This window comes from Serratia sp. BFP-2025 (assembly GCF_050880365.1).
Taxonomy (GTDB): domain Bacteria; phylum Pseudomonadota; class Gammaproteobacteria; order Enterobacterales; family Enterobacteriaceae; genus Serratia; species Serratia surfactantfaciens.
Window position 1 is genome coordinate 128,293 of record NZ_JBPAFV010000005.1, and the last position, 18,701, is coordinate 146,993.

General features: G+C 60.6%; 17 protein-coding genes. 5 read left to right on the top strand and 12 right to left on the bottom strand.

Features of this window, described 5'->3' with window-relative positions:
- Positions 1-362 precede the first annotated feature (362 nt).
- Entirely contained in the window at positions 363-1,466 is a 1,104-nt protein-coding gene (gene asd, locus ACRAWE_RS22715; RefSeq protein ID WP_063918383.1) for an aspartate-semialdehyde dehydrogenase, read from the bottom strand.
- Positions 1,467-1,783: 317 nt separating this feature from the next.
- Between asd and ACRAWE_RS22720 the strand changes: the two genes are divergently transcribed.
- Complete coding sequence (locus ACRAWE_RS22720; RefSeq protein WP_025159894.1) at positions 1,784-2,377, top strand: YhgN family NAAT transporter; 594 nt, start codon at positions 1,784-1,786, stop codon at positions 2,375-2,377.
- 30 nt (positions 2,378-2,407) lie between these two features.
- Here the strand turns inward: ACRAWE_RS22720 and gntK are convergent, their stop codons facing one another.
- The 4 genes from gntK to ACRAWE_RS22740 all read right to left on the bottom strand — a co-directional run bounded on the left by gntK (position 2,408) and on the right by ACRAWE_RS22740 (position 6,501).
- On the bottom strand, positions 2,408-2,935 hold the full coding sequence (gene gntK, locus ACRAWE_RS22725) for a gluconokinase (RefSeq protein WP_025159893.1): 528 nt from the start codon (positions 2,933-2,935) through the stop codon (positions 2,408-2,410).
- A gap of 87 nt (positions 2,936-3,022) precedes the next feature.
- Positions 3,023-4,339 (bottom strand): gluconate transporter, encoded by a 1,317-nt coding sequence (gntT, locus tag ACRAWE_RS22730; protein WP_016930400.1) that lies wholly within the window; start codon positions 4,337-4,339, stop codon positions 3,023-3,025.
- 340 nt (positions 4,340-4,679) lie between these two features.
- Positions 4,680-5,675, bottom strand: coding sequence for a gluconate operon transcriptional repressor GntR (gene gntR, locus ACRAWE_RS22735; RefSeq protein WP_019455190.1), 996 nt, complete (start codon positions 5,673-5,675; stop codon positions 4,680-4,682).
- A 130-nt stretch (positions 5,676-5,805) separates the two neighbouring features.
- Complete coding sequence (locus tag ACRAWE_RS22740) at positions 5,806-6,501, bottom strand: pirin family protein (protein WP_063918381.1); 696 nt, start codon at positions 6,499-6,501, stop codon at positions 5,806-5,808.
- A gap of 390 nt (positions 6,502-6,891) precedes the next feature.
- On the opposite strand from ACRAWE_RS22740, the gene ACRAWE_RS22745 reads away from it, so the two are divergent.
- Together ACRAWE_RS22745 and ACRAWE_RS22750 are read left to right on the top strand one after the other, a co-directional pair.
- Entirely contained in the window at positions 6,892-7,407 is a 516-nt protein-coding gene (locus ACRAWE_RS22745; RefSeq protein ID WP_019455192.1) for a GNAT family N-acetyltransferase, read from the top strand.
- Positions 7,400-8,581, top strand: coding sequence for a P1 family peptidase (locus tag ACRAWE_RS22750; protein WP_432525919.1), 1,182 nt, complete (start codon positions 7,400-7,402; stop codon positions 8,579-8,581). Before ACRAWE_RS22745 ends, ACRAWE_RS22750 begins: the two co-directional genes overlap by 8 nt.
- A 61-nt stretch (positions 8,582-8,642) precedes the next feature.
- Here the strand turns inward: ACRAWE_RS22750 and iolE are convergent, their stop codons facing one another.
- The 4 genes from iolE to iolD are packed head-to-tail and all read right to left on the bottom strand — an operon-like array spanning position 8,643 to position 13,512.
- Positions 8,643-9,539, bottom strand: a complete 897-nt coding sequence (gene iolE / locus ACRAWE_RS22755) for a myo-inosose-2 dehydratase (protein ID WP_063918379.1) — start codon at positions 9,537-9,539, stop codon at positions 8,643-8,645.
- A gap of 59 nt (positions 9,540-9,598) precedes the next feature.
- Positions 9,599-10,483, bottom strand: a complete 885-nt coding sequence (locus ACRAWE_RS22760) for a sugar phosphate isomerase/epimerase family protein (protein WP_063918378.1) — start codon at positions 10,481-10,483, stop codon at positions 9,599-9,601.
- A gap of 39 nt (positions 10,484-10,522) precedes the next feature.
- On the bottom strand, positions 10,523-11,536 hold the full coding sequence (locus ACRAWE_RS22765) for a Gfo/Idh/MocA family protein (RefSeq protein ID WP_004930848.1): 1,014 nt from the start codon (positions 11,534-11,536) through the stop codon (positions 10,523-10,525).
- Positions 11,537-11,571: 35 nt separating this feature from the next.
- Positions 11,572-13,512, bottom strand: a complete 1,941-nt coding sequence (gene iolD / locus ACRAWE_RS22770) for a 3D-(3,5/4)-trihydroxycyclohexane-1,2-dione acylhydrolase (decyclizing) (protein ID WP_025159892.1) — start codon at positions 13,510-13,512, stop codon at positions 11,572-11,574.
- Between the two features lie 545 nt (positions 13,513-14,057).
- Between iolD and ACRAWE_RS22775 the strand changes: the two genes are divergently transcribed.
- A complete protein-coding gene (locus ACRAWE_RS22775) occupies positions 14,058-15,989 on the top strand; it encodes a bifunctional 5-dehydro-2-deoxygluconokinase/5-dehydro-2-deoxyphosphogluconate aldolase (protein WP_432525920.1) in 1,932 nt (643 codons plus the stop codon).
- A gap of 204 nt (positions 15,990-16,193) precedes the next feature.
- A complete protein-coding gene (locus tag ACRAWE_RS22780; RefSeq protein ID WP_019455199.1) occupies positions 16,194-17,030 on the top strand; it encodes a MurR/RpiR family transcriptional regulator in 837 nt (278 codons plus the stop codon).
- A gap of 48 nt (positions 17,031-17,078) precedes the next feature.
- Here ACRAWE_RS22780 and ACRAWE_RS22785 read toward each other — a convergent pair whose 3' ends face one another.
- The 3 genes from ACRAWE_RS22785 to iolB form a co-directional block, all read right to left on the bottom strand.
- Positions 17,079-17,417 (bottom strand): type II toxin-antitoxin system RelE/ParE family toxin, encoded by a 339-nt coding sequence (locus ACRAWE_RS22785; RefSeq protein ID WP_432525921.1) that lies wholly within the window; start codon positions 17,415-17,417, stop codon positions 17,079-17,081.
- Between the two features lie 13 nt (positions 17,418-17,430).
- Positions 17,431-17,700 (bottom strand): hypothetical protein, encoded by a 270-nt coding sequence (locus ACRAWE_RS22790; protein ID WP_019455201.1) that lies wholly within the window; start codon positions 17,698-17,700, stop codon positions 17,431-17,433.
- Positions 17,701-17,874: 174 nt separating this feature from the next.
- Positions 17,875-18,696 carry a 5-deoxy-glucuronate isomerase gene (iolB, locus tag ACRAWE_RS22795; protein ID WP_063918374.1) on the bottom strand — a complete coding sequence of 274 codons (822 nt, stop codon included), beginning with the start codon at positions 18,694-18,696 and terminating at the stop codon, positions 17,875-17,877.
- Positions 18,697-18,701 lie beyond the last annotated feature (5 nt).

An 18,701-nucleotide genomic window follows, 5' to 3' on the forward strand; every position in this document is an offset into this window, starting at 1 on the left:
ATTCGGTATCTAAAGCGTGATTGCGGTCGGTTATTGACCAATCTTTACTCTGCCGACCTGAATTTCGCTCTTTATGCTTATTTTTTGAAATATTTCAGTCATGGTGAAAAATTGCTCGCCAATGCGTTAAGCATAGCCAATGTCTGTTAAAAACTGCTCAGCATTGCTCAGGAAAATTCTTCATTAAGAAAACTGCCAGCCCGATAGCGCGTGCCTGCGGCGGCCGACGAGGAGAGATGCGGGGTGCAGCCCATGGAAGCAGGGCTTGCGATGACCTTGCCCGACGTGGGGCGTGGCGAACAAAAAAGCGGAAAATGAGGCTTTAGGGGGCCGAACGCGGTCAGCCCCCGGGAAGTGCAGGTTTACAGCAGGATGCGCAGCATGCGACGCAGCGGCTCAGCCGCGCCCCACAGCAGCTGGTCGCCCACGGTGAACGCCGACAGGTACTCCGGCCCCATATTCAGCTTGCGCAGACGACCGACCGGCGTATTCAGCGTGCCGGTGACCGCCGCAGGCGTCAGTTCGCGCATGGTCAGCTCGCGATCGTTCGGGATCACGCGCACCCAGTCGTTGTGCGTCGCCAGCATCTGCTCGATTTCCGGCAGCGACACGTCCTTTTTCAACTTCAGGGTGAACGCCTGGCTGTGGCAGCGCAGCGCGCCGACGCGCACGCACAGGCCATCGACCGGGATCACGCTGCCGGTGTTCAGAATTTTGTTGGTTTCCGCCTGGCCTTTCCACTCTTCGCGGCTTTGGCCGTTGTCGAGCTGCTTGTCGATCCACGGGATCAGGCTGCCGGCCAACGGCACACCGAAATTATCGGTCGGCAGTTTGCCGCTGCGGGTGGCCTCGGTCACCTTGCGTTCGATATCCAGAATCGCGGAGGCCGGGTCCTGCAGCTCTTTCGCCACGTCGGCGTGCAGCATGCCCATTTGGGTCAGCAATTCGCGCATATGGCGCGCGCCGCCGCCGGAGGCCGCCTGGTAGGTGGCGACCGACGCCCACTCCACCAGATCGTTGGCGAACAGGCCGCCGAGCGACATCAGCATCAGGCTGACGGTGCAGTTGCCGCCGACGAAGGTTTTGATGCCTTTGTCCAGGCCCTGCTGAATCACCGCGTGGTTGACCGGATCCAGGATAATGATGGCATCGTCCTGCATGCGCAGCGAAGAGGCCGCGTCGATCCAGTAACCCTGCCAACCGCTGGCGCGCAGCTTAGGATAAACTTCGTTGGTATAATCGCCGCCCTGACAGGTAATAATGATATCGAGCGCGCTCAGCGCGTCGACGTCATACGCATCCTGCAGCGTGCCCTGCTGGCCGCCGAAGGCCGGCGCGGCGGAACCGTGCTGCGAGGTGGAGAAAAAGACCGGGCGAATGGCGTCGAAATCGCGCTCTTCCGTCATGCGCTGCATGAGAACCGAGCCAACCATTCCGCGCCAACCGATGAAACCAACGTTTTTCATAATATCTGTGTCCCGCCCGGATAAGGGCTTATTAGGTGATAACGAGTTGTGTGCAATATCTCCTCACCTTACAAAATGTCGGCGCGGGCGCAAAGTGAATTTATTCGATGGCTGAGGATTTCTCAGCAATCCTTCTTATATACCCGTCGTCTTTCAAACTGCAGCGTTGTTACCTGCACGATCTTACCCCAGTCACTTACTTGAGTAAGCTTCTGGGGATGCGATCGCTGGGCGCCTAGCTGCAATTTGAAATCCATAGGGTATAGGCAAGGACGCGGCCGAAAAGGCCGAGGTGTTTTCCCGATCACGAGGTCACCATGACAGAGATGATTTCCGCTACGGTATTGCTGTTTTTAATTATGGATCCGCTGGGCAATCTGCCGATTTTCATGTCGGTGCTCAAGCACCTGGAGCCGCGCCGCCGCCGGGTGGTGCTGATCCGCGAGCTGCTGATCGCCCTGTTGCTGATGCTGATCTTCCTGTTCGCCGGCGAGAAAATTCTGGCGTTCCTCAACCTGCGCACCGAAACCGTCTCCATTTCCGGCGGCATCATCCTGTTTCTGATCGCCATCAAGATGATTTTCCCTTCGCAGGAGGGGAACAGCTCCGGGCTGTCCGCCGGCGAGGAGCCGTTCCTGGTGCCGCTGGCGATCCCACTGGTGGCCGGGCCATCGATTCTGGCGGCGCTGATGCTGCTGTCGCACCAGTATCCGCATCAGCTGCCGCATCTGGTGGCGGCGCTGTTGATCGCCTGGGGCCTCTCCGCGGCTATTTTGCTGATGTCGAACCTGTTCCTGCGCCTGCTGGGCAGCAAGGGCGTCAGCGCGCTGGAGCGGTTGATGGGGCTGATTCTGGTGATGCTGTCGACCCAGATGTTCCTGGATGGCGTGCGGGCTTACATGAAGCTGTAGGCGCCTGGCGGCGCCGACAACGGCCCGCGCTTAGCGGGCGGTAACGCGGCGAATATAGGCGAGCGTATCGGCGACCACGCCGTCCAGCGGCTGGTTGATGTCGATCGCTTGCACATCCGGCTCCTGCTCGCCCGGCTCTTCCAGCGTGGCGAACTGGGAAATCAACATCTGCGGCTTGAAGAAATGGCCCTTGCGTTGCTTCAGACGCTCCTCAATCACCGACTGATCGCCTTTCAGATACAGGAAATGCAGGTTGAGATTGCCGTCGCGCAGGCGATCGCGATAGCTTTTCTTCAGCGCCGAGCACACCAGCAGCGACACGTCGTTGGTGCGCTGCATGGCGAAGATGGCGTCGTTCAGGGCCGCCAGCCACGGCGCGCGATCGTTGTCGTCCAACGCATGCCCGGAGGACATTTTGATGATGTTGGCGCGCGGGTGCAGGTAGTCGCCATCCAGCATGGCGGCGTTGGCCTCGTGAGCGACGGCGCTGGCCACGGCGGATTTGCCGCTGCCGGAAACGCCCATCAAAACAAATACGTGATGCTGCGGATTACTCATAATCATGCCCTTATGGGAACTGGCGCGAGCGCGCCAAACGCGTCCCAACTGATAAACGCCGACGCCCCGCAGGGCGCCGGATAAAGATTATACAACCGTCGCCAACAGCAGGCAGCCCACCAGGCCGCACACCGAGATGATGGTTTCCAGCACCGACCAGGATTTGATGGTTTCCATGATGCTCAGGTTGAAATACTCCTTGAACAGCCAGAAGCCCGGATCGTTAACGTGCGAGAAGATGACGCTGCCGGAACCGACCGCAATCACCATCAGCTCAGGGCTGACGCCGGTAGTGGCGATAAGCGGCGCCACGATGCCACCGGCGGTGATCGCCGCCACAGTGGCGGAACCCAGCGCCAGACGCAGCGCAGCGGCGATCGACCAGGCCATCAGAATCGGCGAAACGTTGCTGCCTTCCATCAGGCCGGCGATGTACTGCTCGACGCCGCTGTCCACCAGCACCTGTTTGAAAGCGCCGCCGCCGCCGATGATCAACAGCATCATGGCGATGATTTTAATCGAGTCGGTGATGGTGCCCATCACTTCATCCATGGTGCGGCCACGGTTCAGGCCAAAGGTGAAGATGGCGATCAGTACGGCGATCAGGGTCGCCATCACCGGGTCGCCGAAGAACTCGGCGAAGCGCAGCAGGCTATGGCCCTTCGGCAGCACCATTTCAGCGACCGCGCGCAGCGCCATCAGGATCACCGGCACCAGCGACGTGGCGACGCTGACGCCAAAGCTCGGCATCTCTGCATCGGTAAAGGTTTTCGGGTTGTACAGGCCTTCCGGTACCGGTTTGTCGATGCCTTTCAGGAAGCGGGCATAGACCGGGCCGGCCAGAATAACCGTCGGGATCGCCAGCAGCGTGCCGTACAGCAGGGTTTTACCCATGTCGGCATGGAAGATGGTGGCAATGGCCGTCGGGCCCGGGTGCGGCGGCAGGAAACCGTGGGTCACCGACAGCGCGGCGGCCATCGGCACGCCGACGTACAGCAGCGGAATGCGTGCAGAGGCGGCGATGGTGAATACCAGCGGCAGCAACAGCACGAAGCCCACTTCGTAGAACAGCGCGAAGCCGACGGTGAAACCGGTCAGCACCACCGCCCATTGAATGTGTTTTCTGCCGAACTTGTCGATCAGCGTGGTGGCGATGCGCTGCGCGCCGCCGCAGTCCGCCAGCAGCTTGCCGAGCATGGCGCCGAAGCCCATGATCAGCGCCAGGCTGCCCAGCGTGCCGCCCACACCGGCCTTGATGGAACCGATGACCTTATCGACCGGCATACCCTGTGCAATCCCGACCGCCAGAGCAACCAGAACCAGAGAGATAAAGCCGTTCAGCTTGAAGCGGATCATCAGCAGCAGCAGCAGCGCTACGCCGCCTGCAACAATCACTAATGGCATAATTTTTCTCCAACCTTTTATCGCGACTCTCTTTACGATAGGCGTAAAGCGTGCGGTTGTTTTATTTTTAGGCTCTTTCCCGGTGTTTAAGAAGAGCTGTAGGTGTTGTTAAGTCAGAGGTTCAGTCTTGCAGCAAGGTGACCGCACGCTCATTGTTACCGGTATCATGATACCGGTAACAACATAATCCTCGGAACCGGGTAAACGGCTAAAATTCGCGTTCTGGGACAGAGATCAAACTTATGCCGGCAACGAGCAGCGGGCTTACAGGCGGGATAACCAGCGCGCCTTAGAGCGCGCTGCAAAAAGAAAGAGAGTTAAAACAGAGCGTTAAAATGTCTCAGATGCTGCCGCCGGGGATCACGGTGAAACCGACGTCCACCATGCGCGGGCACACCGTTTCGCCGCGCAGCCGGGCCAGCAGACGCTCGGCGCCGATCTGGCCCATGCGTTCGCGCGGCGTCAGCACGCTGGCCAACTTCGGCACCATCACCTGGCCGATGTCATGGCCGTGGAAACCGGCAATCGCCATGTCCTGCGGGATCGACAGCCCCTGCCGCTGGCACTCGAAGGCCGCGCCGATCGCCAGGTCATCGTTGGTGCAGAAGATACTGTCGATCTGCGGGTAGTCGCGCTGCGCCTGGCGCAGCAGCTCGCCGCCGGCGGAATAGGAAGAAGAGCGGGCGGTCATGATGCTGTACGGCTCCAGGCCGGATTCACGCATCGCCTGCTCATACCCCTGCTGTTTGATGATCGTACGCTCATCCTGACGGGCGCCGAAATAGACCACGTGGCGGTGGCCGTGCGCGATGATCTGCTGGGTCATCTGGCGCGCCGCTTCGAAGTTGTTGAAGCCCACCGCCAGATCGATGCACGGCGAAACGCAGTCCATCAGCTCCACCACCGGAATGCCCGCCACCTCGATCATTTTCAGGGTGCGCGCCGTGTGATGGCGCTCGGACAGGATCAGGCCGTCGATATTGTAAGAAAGCAGCGAGGTCAGACGCTCTTCTTCGCGCTCCGGCAGATAGCCGTAGTGCGCCAGCATGGTCTGGTAGTTGTGCGCGTCGGTCACGCTTTCGATGCCGCGCAGCACTTCGGCGAACACCTGGTTGGTCAGCGATGGCAACAGCACGCCAATCGCCCGGCTGGTGGCGTTGGAGAGAATGTCCGGCGCGCGGTTGGGGATGTAACCCAGCTCATCCAGCGCGACGGCGATTTTTTGCTGCAGGGCAGCGGAAACCTGGTCGGGATTGCGCAGATAACGGCTCACCGTCATCTTGGTCACGCCCACCTTGTCCGCCACATCCTGGAGTACCGGCCGTTTTTTCTTCATTATCAATGAACTGACTAACCGTGAATGGGCAGCCATTTTAGCAAAAAAAACGGCGGGCCGATATTGTCGGTTATGCGACGGCCAACGCAAAAAGGGCTCACATCGTGAGCCCTTGATATTTACCGCTAAATCACACCGGCGGCAGATCGAACAGCAGGATTTCGCTCTCTTCGTCGGCCTGAATCGACAGCGTTGATTCATCCCAAACCGCAAATGCATCGCTGATGCCGGCGGCCTGGCCGTTGACCGAGACCTTGCCGCGCACCACCTGGATCCAAATGCGGCGGCCGGTGTCGATCGCGTATTCCGCCTGTTCGCCTTTATTCAGCGCCCAACGCGACAGCGTCATATCCTGGAACACCTTCAGCGAACCGTCGCGCGCATCCGGCGACAGCACCAGCTGACGACCTTGCGGCGCGTCGAACATGCGCTGCTCGTAGCGCGGCTCCAGCCCGACCTGATCCGGAATGATCCAAATCTGGTACAGATGCAGCGGGCGATCCTGGTTGGCGTTGTACTCTGAGTGACGTACCCCGGTGCCCGCACTCATGATCTGGAATTCGCCGGCCTGGATCTGCTCCTTATTGCCCATGCTGTCCTGATGTTCCACCGTGCCGCTCAGCACGTAGGTCAGGATTTCCATGTCTTTATGCGGGTGAGTACCGAAACCCTGCCCTGCGTCGATCATGTCTTCGTTGATCACCCGCAGCGCCGAGAACCCCATAAAGTTCGGATCGTAGTAGTCGGCAAATGAGAAGGTGTGCCAGCTATCCAGCCAGCCATGATTGGCGTGGCCGCGGTCTTCCGCTTTACGTACATAAATCATATTCAACTCTCCTCAATGTTTTTTTACAGTCTAGTCCTGCCAGCAGAATAAGAAAGCGTAAAAAACTCATGCCTCTGTTCAAAAATTTCGATGGAATGAAACAGCGGAAGGGCAGCGGATTTGTTGAAGGCAGAAGCGGCTGAAAAAAGGGCAAAAAAAAAGCCAGCACCCGAGCTGGCTAAGTAAACACTGGAAGCAATGTGAGCAATGTCGTGCCTTCGCAGTGAGAGTATCAAGGGTTGATGCCCTCCCCGGAACGCATCGCAATAATAATCATTATCATTCGCACCTGTAAAGCGTTTTTTTTGACCCATTGAAATAATATTGACTCAAGGCAGTAAACGGATAAATTCAGAGGTTATTCAACCGGTAAGCGACAGGAGCAGCGACATGAGCGAGATCGTGATACGCCACGTGGAAACAACCGATGCACAAGCCCTGCATCATCTTTATTCTCAGACGCCCGTCTATCGCGATACGCTGCAGCTCCCGCTACCGTCCGTCGAGTCCTGGCAGAAACGCCTCGCCAATCCCGAACCGGGCACGCATAACCTGGCGGCCATCATCGACGGGCAGCTTGCCGGCCAGTTGGTGGTGATGCTGAATCAGCGCGTGCGCCGCCGCCACGTGGCCACCTTCGGCATCGGCGTCGATCCGCGCTACCACGGCAAAGGCGTCGGCAGCCGTCTGATGCAGGCGATGATCGACCTGTGCGACAACTGGGCGGCCATCGAGCGCATCGAACTCACGGTGTTCACCGACAACCCGGCGGCCATCGGGCTGTACCGCAAATTCGGTTTCGAGATAGAAGGCACCAGCCGCGCCTTCGCCATGCGCGACGGCGTGCTGGTCGACGCCTACCATATGGCGCGTTTTCGCACCGGGCAGCCGCGCGGCGATGCGTGATCTCATCCACTGGCAGGGGCCGCTGCGGCGGCCCCTGAATATCAACCGCCGAACCTTTTTACAGGCGCTGGCCGGCCTGACCGCTGCCGCCGGCATATTCTCTCCTCTCACCCCATTAGGTGCCGCTATGCCAACTTCCGCCGCCGGGCGCCCAGGCGCCCGCAACCTGATTACCGATGTACCGGGCCTGAAGGTCGGCGTGGCGCAAGACAGCCGGGTACGCACCGGCGCGACGGTGATCCTGCCGGATAGCCCGGCGATCGCCGCCGTGGATGTGCGCGGCGGTGGCCCCGCCACCCGGGAAACCGACGCGCTGGGTGAAGACAATCTGGTGCAAACCGTCGATGCGCTGACATTCAGCGGCGGTTCGGTTTACGGCCTGGCGGCGGCGGACGGCGTCGCGGCCTGGTTGGGGCAACAGGGCCGGGGCTACGCGCTGCGCCCGGCGCCTGGCGTGCCGGTCTCCCCTATCGTGCCCACCGCCTGCCTGTACGATCTGGCCAACGGCGGCGACAAAAACTGGCAGCTCACGCCGCCGTATCGCCAGTTGGGCATCGATGCGGTCGGCAAGGCCGGATTGGACTTTCCGCTGGGCAGCGTCGGTGCCGGCTATGGCGCCATGACCGGCATGGGCAAGCTGAAAGGCGGCCTAGGCTCGGCGTCGATCGTCACCGCCAACGGCGCTACCGTCGGCGCGCTGGTCGCGGTCAACAGTCTGGGCTCGGTGGTGGCGCCCGGCACCCGCGCCTTCTGGGCGACACCCTATGAGATCGACGGTGAATTCGGCAACGGCGGTGCGGCGGCACTGGCGCAACTGCGCGCTCAGGGCGAAGACTGGATGGCGCAAGAGCCGCAGGGCGGCAGAAAAAACACCACTCTGGCCTGCATCGCCACCGATCTGGCGCTGACGAGAGTGGAGTTGAAACGGGTGGCCATCATGGCGCAAGACGGCATGGCGCGCGCCATCCGCCCGCTGCATAGCCCGTTTGACGGCGACGTGGTGTTCGCCCTGTCCACCGGGCAGCGCGAGGTACAGGGCAGCCGTGAACTGGCGGTGCTGCAAATCGGCGCGCTGGCGGCGGACACGCTGGCTCGGGCGATCGCCCGTGGCGTGCATGCCGCCACGCCGTGGCCGGGCAGCCAGGTCGTAACCTGGCAAACGCTCGGCGGTTAACACGCCGCCATAAAACAAGGGGCGCCAGCGGCGCCCCTTAATCGTTATTGACCCTCACCGCTTAAATCCCGGCGGTTTCCCGAATATAGCGGCGTGCCTTCACCGCATACTCGAATGGGTTGGCCAGCGCCGGATCCTGCTCGGCCTCCACCACCATCCATCCCTTGTAACCGCGCTCGTCCAGCAGCTTGAACACCGGTCTGAAGTCGATCACTCCATCACCCGGCACGGTGAAGGTGCCCTTCTTCACGCCGTCTAGGAAGCTCAGCTTGTTGGCCTTCACTTCCGCTACCACCTCATCGCGCACGTCCTTCAGATGGACATGGTTGATGCGCGGCAGATACTTCTCCAGGATCGCCATCATCGCCTGCTGGCTGCCTTCCGAATAGTAGGCGTGGCCGGTATCGAACAGCAGGTAGACGTCGTCGTTGACCATGCTCATGTAACGGTCGATTTCGGCCGTGGTCTGAATGCCGGTGCCCATATGGTGGTGCAGACAGACCTGCATGCCTTTGCCAGCGGCGATCTTCGCCAAATCGTTGTAACCGTCGGCCACGCGCTGCCACTCTTCATCGCTGAAGTAAGGCTTCTCTTCGAACACCCCTTTGGTGGTGCCCTGAATGCTCTTGCTCTGCTCGGAACAGCCGATCACCCTGGCGCCCATGGCATGCAGGAAATTCATGTGGTTGATAAATTCATCGATGGTTTTGTCTTTCTGACCGTCGGCGAAAAAGGTGCTGAACCAGGCGTTGCAAATCTGGATGCCGCGAATATCCAGCATTGGTTTCAGCACCGCCGGATCGCGCGGGTATTTGCTGCCCACTTCGCTGCCGGTGAAGCCGGCCAGCGCCATTTCGCTGACGCACTGCTGGAAGGTGTTTTCCTTGCCCAGATCGGGCATGTCGTCGTTGGTCCAGCCGATCGGCGCAATGGCCAATTTCACGTTGTCTTTATTCATGGTCTGCCTCGGTCCTTGGAGGGCCGCCGGTGCACACGCCACCGGCGAGCCGAATAAGATTATTTGCCCAACAGCTCTCTCTCGATGCGTTCTCTGGTCGCCACCGCCTGGCTCGGCATCTTTTCCGGGTAGCCGAACAGCGAGGTGCAGATAATCGATTCGCCGCCGGCCTTGAAGCTGCGGTTGGCGAATTCCATGTCGCGCAGCGTCTGGAACAGGGCATCGAAGTCCACCTCGCCTTCGCCGATGCCGACGTGCTGGTGCACGGCGGCGTCAACGCCCGGCGGGTTGACGATATAGCGGCAATGCTTGGTGTGGTTCATGGTGTCGGCGATCAGCACGTGGGACAGATCGTCCCCGGCGTACTGCAGCATGCCGGCCACGTCGCCTTGCCCCTTGTCGTAGTAGAAGGTGTGCGGCACGCTGTAGAGGTATTTGACGTGATCGCTGCGCAGCGACTTCACCAGATCGGCGGTTTCGTTGCTCAGCTCGCAGAAATCCCAAGGGTGCGACTGGATCTCCATGCGGATGCCCTCGCGCTCGACGATCGGCAGCAGCTCCTCCATCGAGCGATACCACAGCTCCTCGCAGATCTCCGGCTCATTGGGGTTGCCCGCCAGTTCGGTGTTGATCACCTGCACGCCCATCTCCACCGCGATTTCGATCATCCGCCGCCAGTTTTTGACCGCCGCCTGGCGGCGATCTTCTCCCGGCCCGGACCAGCGATACACCACGATAAATGAGGAGATCTCCACGCCGGTCGCTTTCAAGGCGTTTTTATACTCCGCCATGATTTCGCGGCTGGCCTTCGGATGTTTGTAAAACGGGTTGATCTGCGGGTGCGGCGACTGCTCAATGTACTTATAGCCCCAGTCCGCCACCTGCTGAACCATTTTGGTCACGCCCAAATCCCGGATAACGTCGACATCAAAAGCGATCTTCATGGTCACTCCTCTGCAATCGTGGTTACGCGCTACGAGCGGTTATTTACCGTAAAACGCCGGGCGCGCCGGCAGGGTCACCGGCACGATCTCGCCGCTGAGCTGGGCCGCCACGCAGGCGTCGGCGGTCACCGCGGCGGCGTAGCCGTCCCAGGCGGAAGGCCCGGTCAACTTGCCCGCGGCCACGTCGTTGATGAAACCCTGCAGTTCGACGTCATAGGCATCGATAAAGCGATCCTTCCAGTCGGTCAGAATTTCGGTCGACAGGCGGGCGCCGCTGCGCATCTGCACCGAGGACGGTTCCGGCAGCTTGGCGATGCCGGTTTCCCCCACCACTTCACACTGAATGTCGTAGCCGTACTGGCAGTTGACGAAGATTTCGACGTCGATGCGCGTACCCTTGGCGGTTTCAAACAGCACAATCTGCGGATCTTTCAGGTGCGGAAACGCCTTCGGGCTCTTGCGCGGGAACACCACCTGCACCGACACGTAGTCGTCGTCAAGCAGCCAGCGCAGCACGTCGATTTCGTGGATCAGGGTGTCAGTGATCGCCATATCGGTGGTGTAGGCCTCGCCGACCGTCGGGTTGCGGTGCGCGCAGTGCAGCATCAGCGGCTCGCCGATCTGGCCGCTGGTCAGCACCTGTTTCAGCGCGCGATAGCCCTGGTCATAGGGGCGCATGAAGCCGACCTGCACCAGCCGCTTGCCGTGCTTCGCTTCGGCGTCGACAATGTTTTTGCAGCCCTGCGCGGTCACCGCCAGCGGCTTCTCGCAGAACACCGGTTTGCCGGCAGCGATGGCCGCCAACACGAACTCTTCATGACTCGGCCCCCAGGAGGTGACCAGCACCGCCTGTACGTCGGCGGCCTTAATGAGATCGTGTCCGTTGTCATACACCCGCGCATCCAGCTGCAGATCGCTCACCACCTTGGCGGCGTTGTCGCGATTGATGTCGTTGACCGCCACCACGCGAGCGCCCTGCAACACTTTGCTGCAGCGACGGATATGATCGCGGCCGATGGCGCCGGTGCCGATAACCCCAATGTTCAATGTCATTTTCGCTACCCTCGAGATTTATGTATGAAAACGAATCAGTAATCGCGCGCCTTATCGATGTTTTCCTGCAGCTTGCGCGCCACTGCGACGATTTTCTCGCTGTCGGCCACCTGAGCGCCGCCCACGCGCCACCAGCTGAGATACTTGTGCACCATGGTCTTCGGCAGCACCTTGATATCCAGCAGCGTGGATACGGTTTGCCTGCGGGCGTCGGCCAGCGCGTCGAGCAGCTGCTGTTCGGTGGTGACGCGATAGGTTTTACAACCGTAAGCTGCCGCCAGCATGGCGAAATCGACCGGCACCAGTTTGCCGTCGAGCTTGCCGCCCTGTGGATTGCGGAAGCGGAACTCGGTGGTATAGCTGTCCATGCCGTGTTCCATCTGCAGATTGTTGATGCAACCGTTGGTCATGTTGTCGAACAGCACCACGTTGATCTTGCAGCCTTCCTGAATCGAAGTGACCAGTTCGGAATGCAGCATCATGAAGGCGCCATCGCCCACCATCGCGTACACCTCGCGCTGCGGCTCGGCCAGCTTGACCCCCAATGCGGCGTTGACCTCGTACCCCATGCAGGAGTAGCCGTATTCCACGTGGTAACCATGCTCGCCGTGGTTGTGCCAGACCCGCTGCAGATCGCCCGGCAGGCTGCCGGCGGCGGCGACGATCACGCTGTCCGGCGGCAGTTCGCGGTTCAGCACTCCCAGCACCCGGCTCTGGGTCAGAGCCGAGTCGGTCTGGGCGATAAATTCGGCGAACACCCGCTCACGGTCGAGGTGATCGTCTATCTCCGGCACAAAGCCTGTACCGCTGTATTCCACCGAGTAAACACGCTCGCTCTCTTCGCGCTGGGCACCGCGCGCCGCGGCGATGGCATCGCCCCAGCCGGCGCGATAATCGGCCTGTGCCAGCAGCGCGCCCAGCGCGTTCAGGGCCTCGCGGGCGTCCGCCAACACCTGCACGCCGTCGAGCTTGCCGGCGTCGAAGGCGCTGACGTTGATATTGAGGAAGCTGACGTCCGGGTGTTGGAACAGCCATTTGGACGAGGTGGTGAAATCGGTGTAACGGGTGCCGACGCCAATCACCAGATCGGCCTGCCGGGCCAGCGTGTTGGCCGCCAGGCAGCCGGTTTCGCCGATGCCGCCGAGGTTGAATTCATGGTCGCTCGGCACCGTGCCTTTGCCGGCCTGGGTCTCGGCGAACGGAATGCCGAAGCGCTCGGCGAATTCGCGCAGCGCCCGCCCGGCCTGCGAGTACTTCACGCCGCCGCCGCACACCAGCAAGGGTTTGCGTTTGGCCGTCAGCAGCGCCAGCGCGTCCGCCAACATGCCGTCGGTCGCCGGACGGCGATCGAGCCGGTGCACCCGCTTTTGGAAGAAATAGTCGGGATAGTCGTAGGCTTCCCCCTGCACGTCCTGCGGCAGACACAGCGTTACCGCGCCGGTTTCCGCCGGATCGGTCAGTACGCGCATCGCGTTGATGCAGGCGCTCATCAGCTGTTCCGGCCGCACGATGCGGTCCCAATACTTGCTCACCGCACGGAACGCGTCGTTGGTGCTGATGCTGAGATCGTAAGGCTGTTCGATTTGCTGCAACACCGGGTCCGGCTGGCGGGAAGCGTAAACGTCGCCCGGCAGCAGCAATAAAGGAATGCGGTTGGCAGTGGCGGTGGCCGCGGCGGTGATCATATTGGCGGCGCCGGGGCCGACCGATGAGGTGCAGGCGTAGATCTGCCGGCGCAGTTTCTGCTTGGCGAAGCCGATCGCCGCGTGGGCCATGCCCTGTTCGTTGCGGCCCTGATGCACCCGCAGTTCACCGCTATCCTGCTCCAGCGCTTGCCCCAGCCCCAGCACGTTGCCGTGGCCGAAAATCGCGAAAATGCCCGCGACGAATTTGGTTTCCACCCCGTCGGCCAGCAGATACTGGTTATCGAGAAATCTGACGAGCGCCTGCGCCATGGTTAGCCTGATCTTGCCCATTTACTCACCCTTTAGATTGAGGGCCGCCCCGGAAAGGGCTCGCGCCGAGCCGACAATCCCGTGTTTGTGTTACGCGGCGGCAGCTATTATCTTGAGCAAGCGATGCCCGCTGCTCACGAAGTCGACAACCTGAAACGTGAAGCGATTATAAACAAATATATTTTTCATAAAATCACATTACAGAAGAAACATTTCATTTTGCGATAAAGATCGCATATTGCATGAAAAGCCCGTTTCATCTCGTGGCTTGGCCTTCACCGGCTTCACGCCGCGTATCAGCCGGTAAAGCCATCGACGCGCAAGGCGACAGCCTTTTATCCTGCCGTCACGCCCCTTTTCCGCGCGCCCCTGGCCGCCGTTTCACAGCCGCTTCATCGGCTTTTTCCTCTCCTTTGTCGATGTTTTAAACTCATCACATTTTTGGGGTGTAAATTTCATTCTATATTGAAATTGAAATTTTCATTCCCCATACTGTCCACATGCTTCCAGCAGGGCGCCACGCTCGGGCCGCCGCCGGAGTTTTGCTTAAACAGAAGGAAACGGGTATGGCTACACAAGAAAAACAGCTTGATGTCATTTGTCTCGGGCGCATCGCCGTCGATTTCTATGCTCAGCAGATCGGCGCGCGTCTGGAAGACGCCGGCACATTCGCCAAATACCTCGGCGGCTCTTCCGGCAACGTGGCCTACGGCACCGCCATTCAGGGGTTAAAATCCGGCATGCTGGCGCGCGTCGGCGACGAGCACATGGGCCGCTTTTTGCGCGAAGAGCTGCAGCGCGTCGGAGCCGATACCCGCTGCTTGATCACCGATAAACAGCGGTTAACCGGCCTGGTGATCCTCGGCATCAAGGATCAGGAAACCTTCCCGCTGATCTTCTATCGCGAAAACTGCGCGGACATGGCGCTGACGCCGAGCGACATCGACGAATCCTACATCGCCTCTTCGCGCGCGCTGGCCATTACCGGCACGCACCTGTCGCACCCGAACACCCGCGCCGCCGTGCTGAAGGCGCTGGAATACGCGCGCCGCCACGGCCTGCGCACCGCGCTGGACATCGATTATCGCCCGGTGCTGTGGGGGCTGACGTCGCTGGGCGACGGCGAAACCCGCTTTGTGGAATCGCAACAGGTGACCCGCGAGCTGCAAGAGGTGTTGCACCATTTCGATCTGATCGTCGGCACCGAAGAGGAATTTCATATCGCCGGCGGCAGCACTGATACGCTGACGGCATTGAAAAACGTGCGCCGCACCACGGCAGCCACGCTGGTGTGCAAGCGCGGCGCGCAGGGATGCTCCGTATTCGAGGGCGAGATAGCCGACAGCTGGGCGCAGGTGAAGCTGCACGCCGGCGTGCGGGTTGAGGTGCTGAACGTACTGGGGGCCGGCGACGCGTTTATGTCCGGCCTGCTGCGCGGCTATCTGAACGATGAGGGCTGGGATCAGGCCTGCCGTTACGCCAACGCCTGCGGCGCATTGGTGGTCTCGCGCCACGGCTGCGCGCCGGCCATGCCGACCAAACGGGAGCTGGACGACTATCTGCAGCGTGAACAGCAGGTCACGCGCCCAGACCGCGATGCGCGTCTGAACCACCTGCACCGGGTCACCACCCGCAAGCAACAGTGGCCGGAACTGTGCGTGTTCGCCTTCGATCACCGCAAGCAGTTGGCGGACATGGCGCGCGAGGCCGGCGTCGGCGAGGAACGCATCCCGCATCTGAAAACCCTGCTGCTCACCGCAGCGCAACAGGCTGCCACACAGGCCGGCCTCAACGGCAACAGCGGCATTCTGGCCGACACCACCTATGGGCAGGCGGCGCTGAACGAGATCACCGGCCAGGGATGGTGGATCGGCCGGCCGGTAGAGCTGCCCAGCTCGCGCCCGCTGCGTCTGGAGCACGGCAATATCGGCTCGCAGTTGATCGACTGGCCGCAGGAGCACGTGGTGAAGTGCCTGGTGTTTTATCACCCGCATGACGCTGCGGAACTGCGCCGCGAACAGGATGAGCTGATCGCCGACGTCTACCGCGGCTGCTGCAAATCCGGCCATGAGCTGCTGCTGGAGGTGATCCTGCCGGACAGCAACGCCGACAAGGACGAACGTTATTACCTGGAGATGATTGAGCATTTCTACCAGTTGGGCATTCAGCCGGACTGGTGGAAACTGCCGCCGCTGAGCGCGGAAAACTGGCGGCGGGTCGGCGCGCTGATCGACAGCTACGATCCCTTCTGCCGCGGCGTGCTGATCCTGGGGCTCGACTCCCCTGAGGCGGTGCTGAAGGCGGGCTTTGCCGCCGCCGCAGATGCGCGTTGGGTGAAAGGTTTCGCCGTCGGCCGCACCATCTTCGGTCAACCTTCGCGCCGTTGGCTGCAGGGGGAACTCGACGATGCGGCGCTGATCGAGCAGGTGAAACAAAAATACCTGACGCTGATCGATTTCTGGCGCCAGTACCGCCCGCAGACGAGCGGCGCTCACTGACAGCGAGAAGCGAGTTCACGTCCCCTTAAGGCCATTTCGCCGCTTTAAGGGGATTTTTTTGCCCATTTTCTGTGAAGTCGCGCAACGTGCGATCGAATAAATCGCTTTTTGAGGAAATGAAATTTCCGCTCCGTCTGTTAAAATACCCTGTCAATATGTCAGGCGTCAGGCCAATGCGCCTTCACCCCACTGCGAGCCGAATGGATGAACAACCCAACTCAACTTTCGCTGTTACAGGACGAGATCCGCCACCGTTATGAAACGCTGAGCAAGCGTTTGAAGCAGGTGGCGCGCTATATTTTGGATAACAGTAACAGCATCGCTTTCGATACCGTTGCCTCCATCGCCGCACAGGCCAGCGTGCCGCCCTCCACCCTGATCCGTTTCGCCAACGCCTTTGGCTTCAGCGGCTTCAACGAAATGAAGCAGGTGTTCCGTCAGCATCTGATGGAAGAGACGGTGAACTATACCGAGCGCGCGCGCCTGTTCCGCCAGACCTCCACCGACGACAACGTCGCGCCGGAGAAACCGGCCGAAATCCTCAACGTATTCACCATGGTCAACGCGCAGGCGCTGCAGCAGCTGGCGATGCAAATCGCTCCCGAGCAGTTGGATCGCGCCGTGGATCTGCTCAACAACGCCGAAAACATCTACGTGATCGGCCTGCGCCGCTCGTTCAGCGTCGCCTCCTACCTCACCTATGCGCTGCGCCATCTGGAGCGCCGCGCGTTTCTGATCGACGGGCTGGGTGGGATGTTCACCGAACAGCTGAGCATGGTGAAACCGAAAGACGTGGTGATCGCCATCAGCTATTCGCCATACGCCCGCGAGGCGGTGGAACTGGTGGAGTTGGGCGCCAAGCGCGGCGCTCAGCAGATCGCCATCACCGACAGCCAGGTCAGCCCGCTTGCCGCCTTCAGCGACGTCTGTTTCGTGGTGCGCGAAGCGCAGGTGGACGGGTTCCGTTCGCAGGTGGCCTCGATGTGCCTGGCGCAGACGCTGGCGGTCTCGTTGGCGCTGAATAACGCCCGGGACGAGTAAGCGGCACGTCTGACGAAAGCGCCCGAGACAGGCTCGGGCGCGGCGGGATTATTGCAGCAATAAATAACGGTAGAGCACGCTTTCCAGATCCTGCTTCATGCTGATGAAAAGCAGAATCTCCACCGTCTGGCCGTCGTAGTCATAGATGACACGGTATTCGCTGTCGGGATCCAATCGTTCGTGCAACCGCCCCCCCATGCCCGCCAGCACGGCGTTGAAGCGGTAGCGGGCGGGATCGTCGGCAATTGCCGCAAGGGACGATAACAGCAGGTTATCCACGAACACCCCGGCTGCGGCGGCCCCTATCGTTCCGCTCTTGTAAGACTCGATGTCTTTCAGGCTCCATTCCGCCGCCGGCGCGACGGTAAAACGTATTTCCTGGGGCATCCTGCACCTGGGCCTATTTCCGCGCGTCACGCAGCCGCTGCAAGGTTTCTTCGGGCGACAGACCGCGCTGATTCTTAATCTCTTGCTTCGCCATCATAGTCAGTTTCAACAACGCATTGGACTGGCGCTCGAGATTGCGTTCCCGAATTTCGGCCTCTCTCTCAGCCGCCGTTTGCACAAATAGCTCAGCGACACCATTTTTTGTGACATAGACCCCGCCTTCAAACAGGTCGGGCGAACCTAATCCTTCGCGCGCCGCTTTTTGGGACATGGTGCTCGTCATGGTTGTTCCTCCTGCGCATAGGCAATCACGCTGTATCACAGCGGTTATTGGGATTCACTCAGTCAGAGAGCGAACGCGTGCCGACAGGTTATCATTTGAGCAAGATGGAGGGCAAATTTAGGGCAAATTTATACCCTGATAAAGAGAAGGCCCGGCAAGCCGGGCCTCAAGCGCTTATTGCGCGGCGGGGTAACCTTCGCCGTTAATCCAGGCGTGGTCTTTTTCCCAGGTGAACTTCCACTGCCGCACCGGCCCGGCCATCACGTTGAGATAATAGTTGTCGTAGCCCGCCAGGGTCGCCACCGGGTGATAACCGCGCGGCACTTTCACCACGTCGCGATTGTAGACCGGCATGCACTCGTCGAGCGTGCGATCGTCGGTATAGACGCGCTGCATGCAGAATCCCTGCTCCGGCTGAATGCGGTGATAGTAGGTCTCTTCCAGATAGGTTTCGTCCGGCGAGTCTTCCCGATCGTGCTTGTGGCTCGGGTAGGAGCTGGTGTTGCCCTCGTCGGTATACACTTCCACCACCAGCAGGCTGTCGGCCGGCTCGCTGTCCGGCAGAATGTTGTGCACCAACCGCTGGTTACGCCCCTTGCCGCGCCGCTCCACGCCGATATCCGCCGGCGTAATCAGCCGTGAAGGCAGGTGGCCGCCGCCGGGGGCACTGCACACCGCCAGCTCCAGCTCGGTCTCCGCCCGCACCTCGATGCGATCGTGGTGCGGCACATACACCGCATAAGGCGGCGTGCGTTCGAACGGGCTCATGCGCTTACCGATATGCGGGTATTCGGCGCGCAGCGTGGCCACGGAGGCGATACCGGCGACCAGCACCAGACACAGCTCGTTGTCGCCGCATTCCAACTGCAGCGACTGCCCGGCGGCCAGGCGGTAAACGTCAAAGCCGACATAGCGCCAACCGGCATTTTCCGGCGTCACGTGCTGGATACGCCCCTCGGCGTTCGGCGTCTGACATTTGGCAAGCAGTGAAGACATCTCGA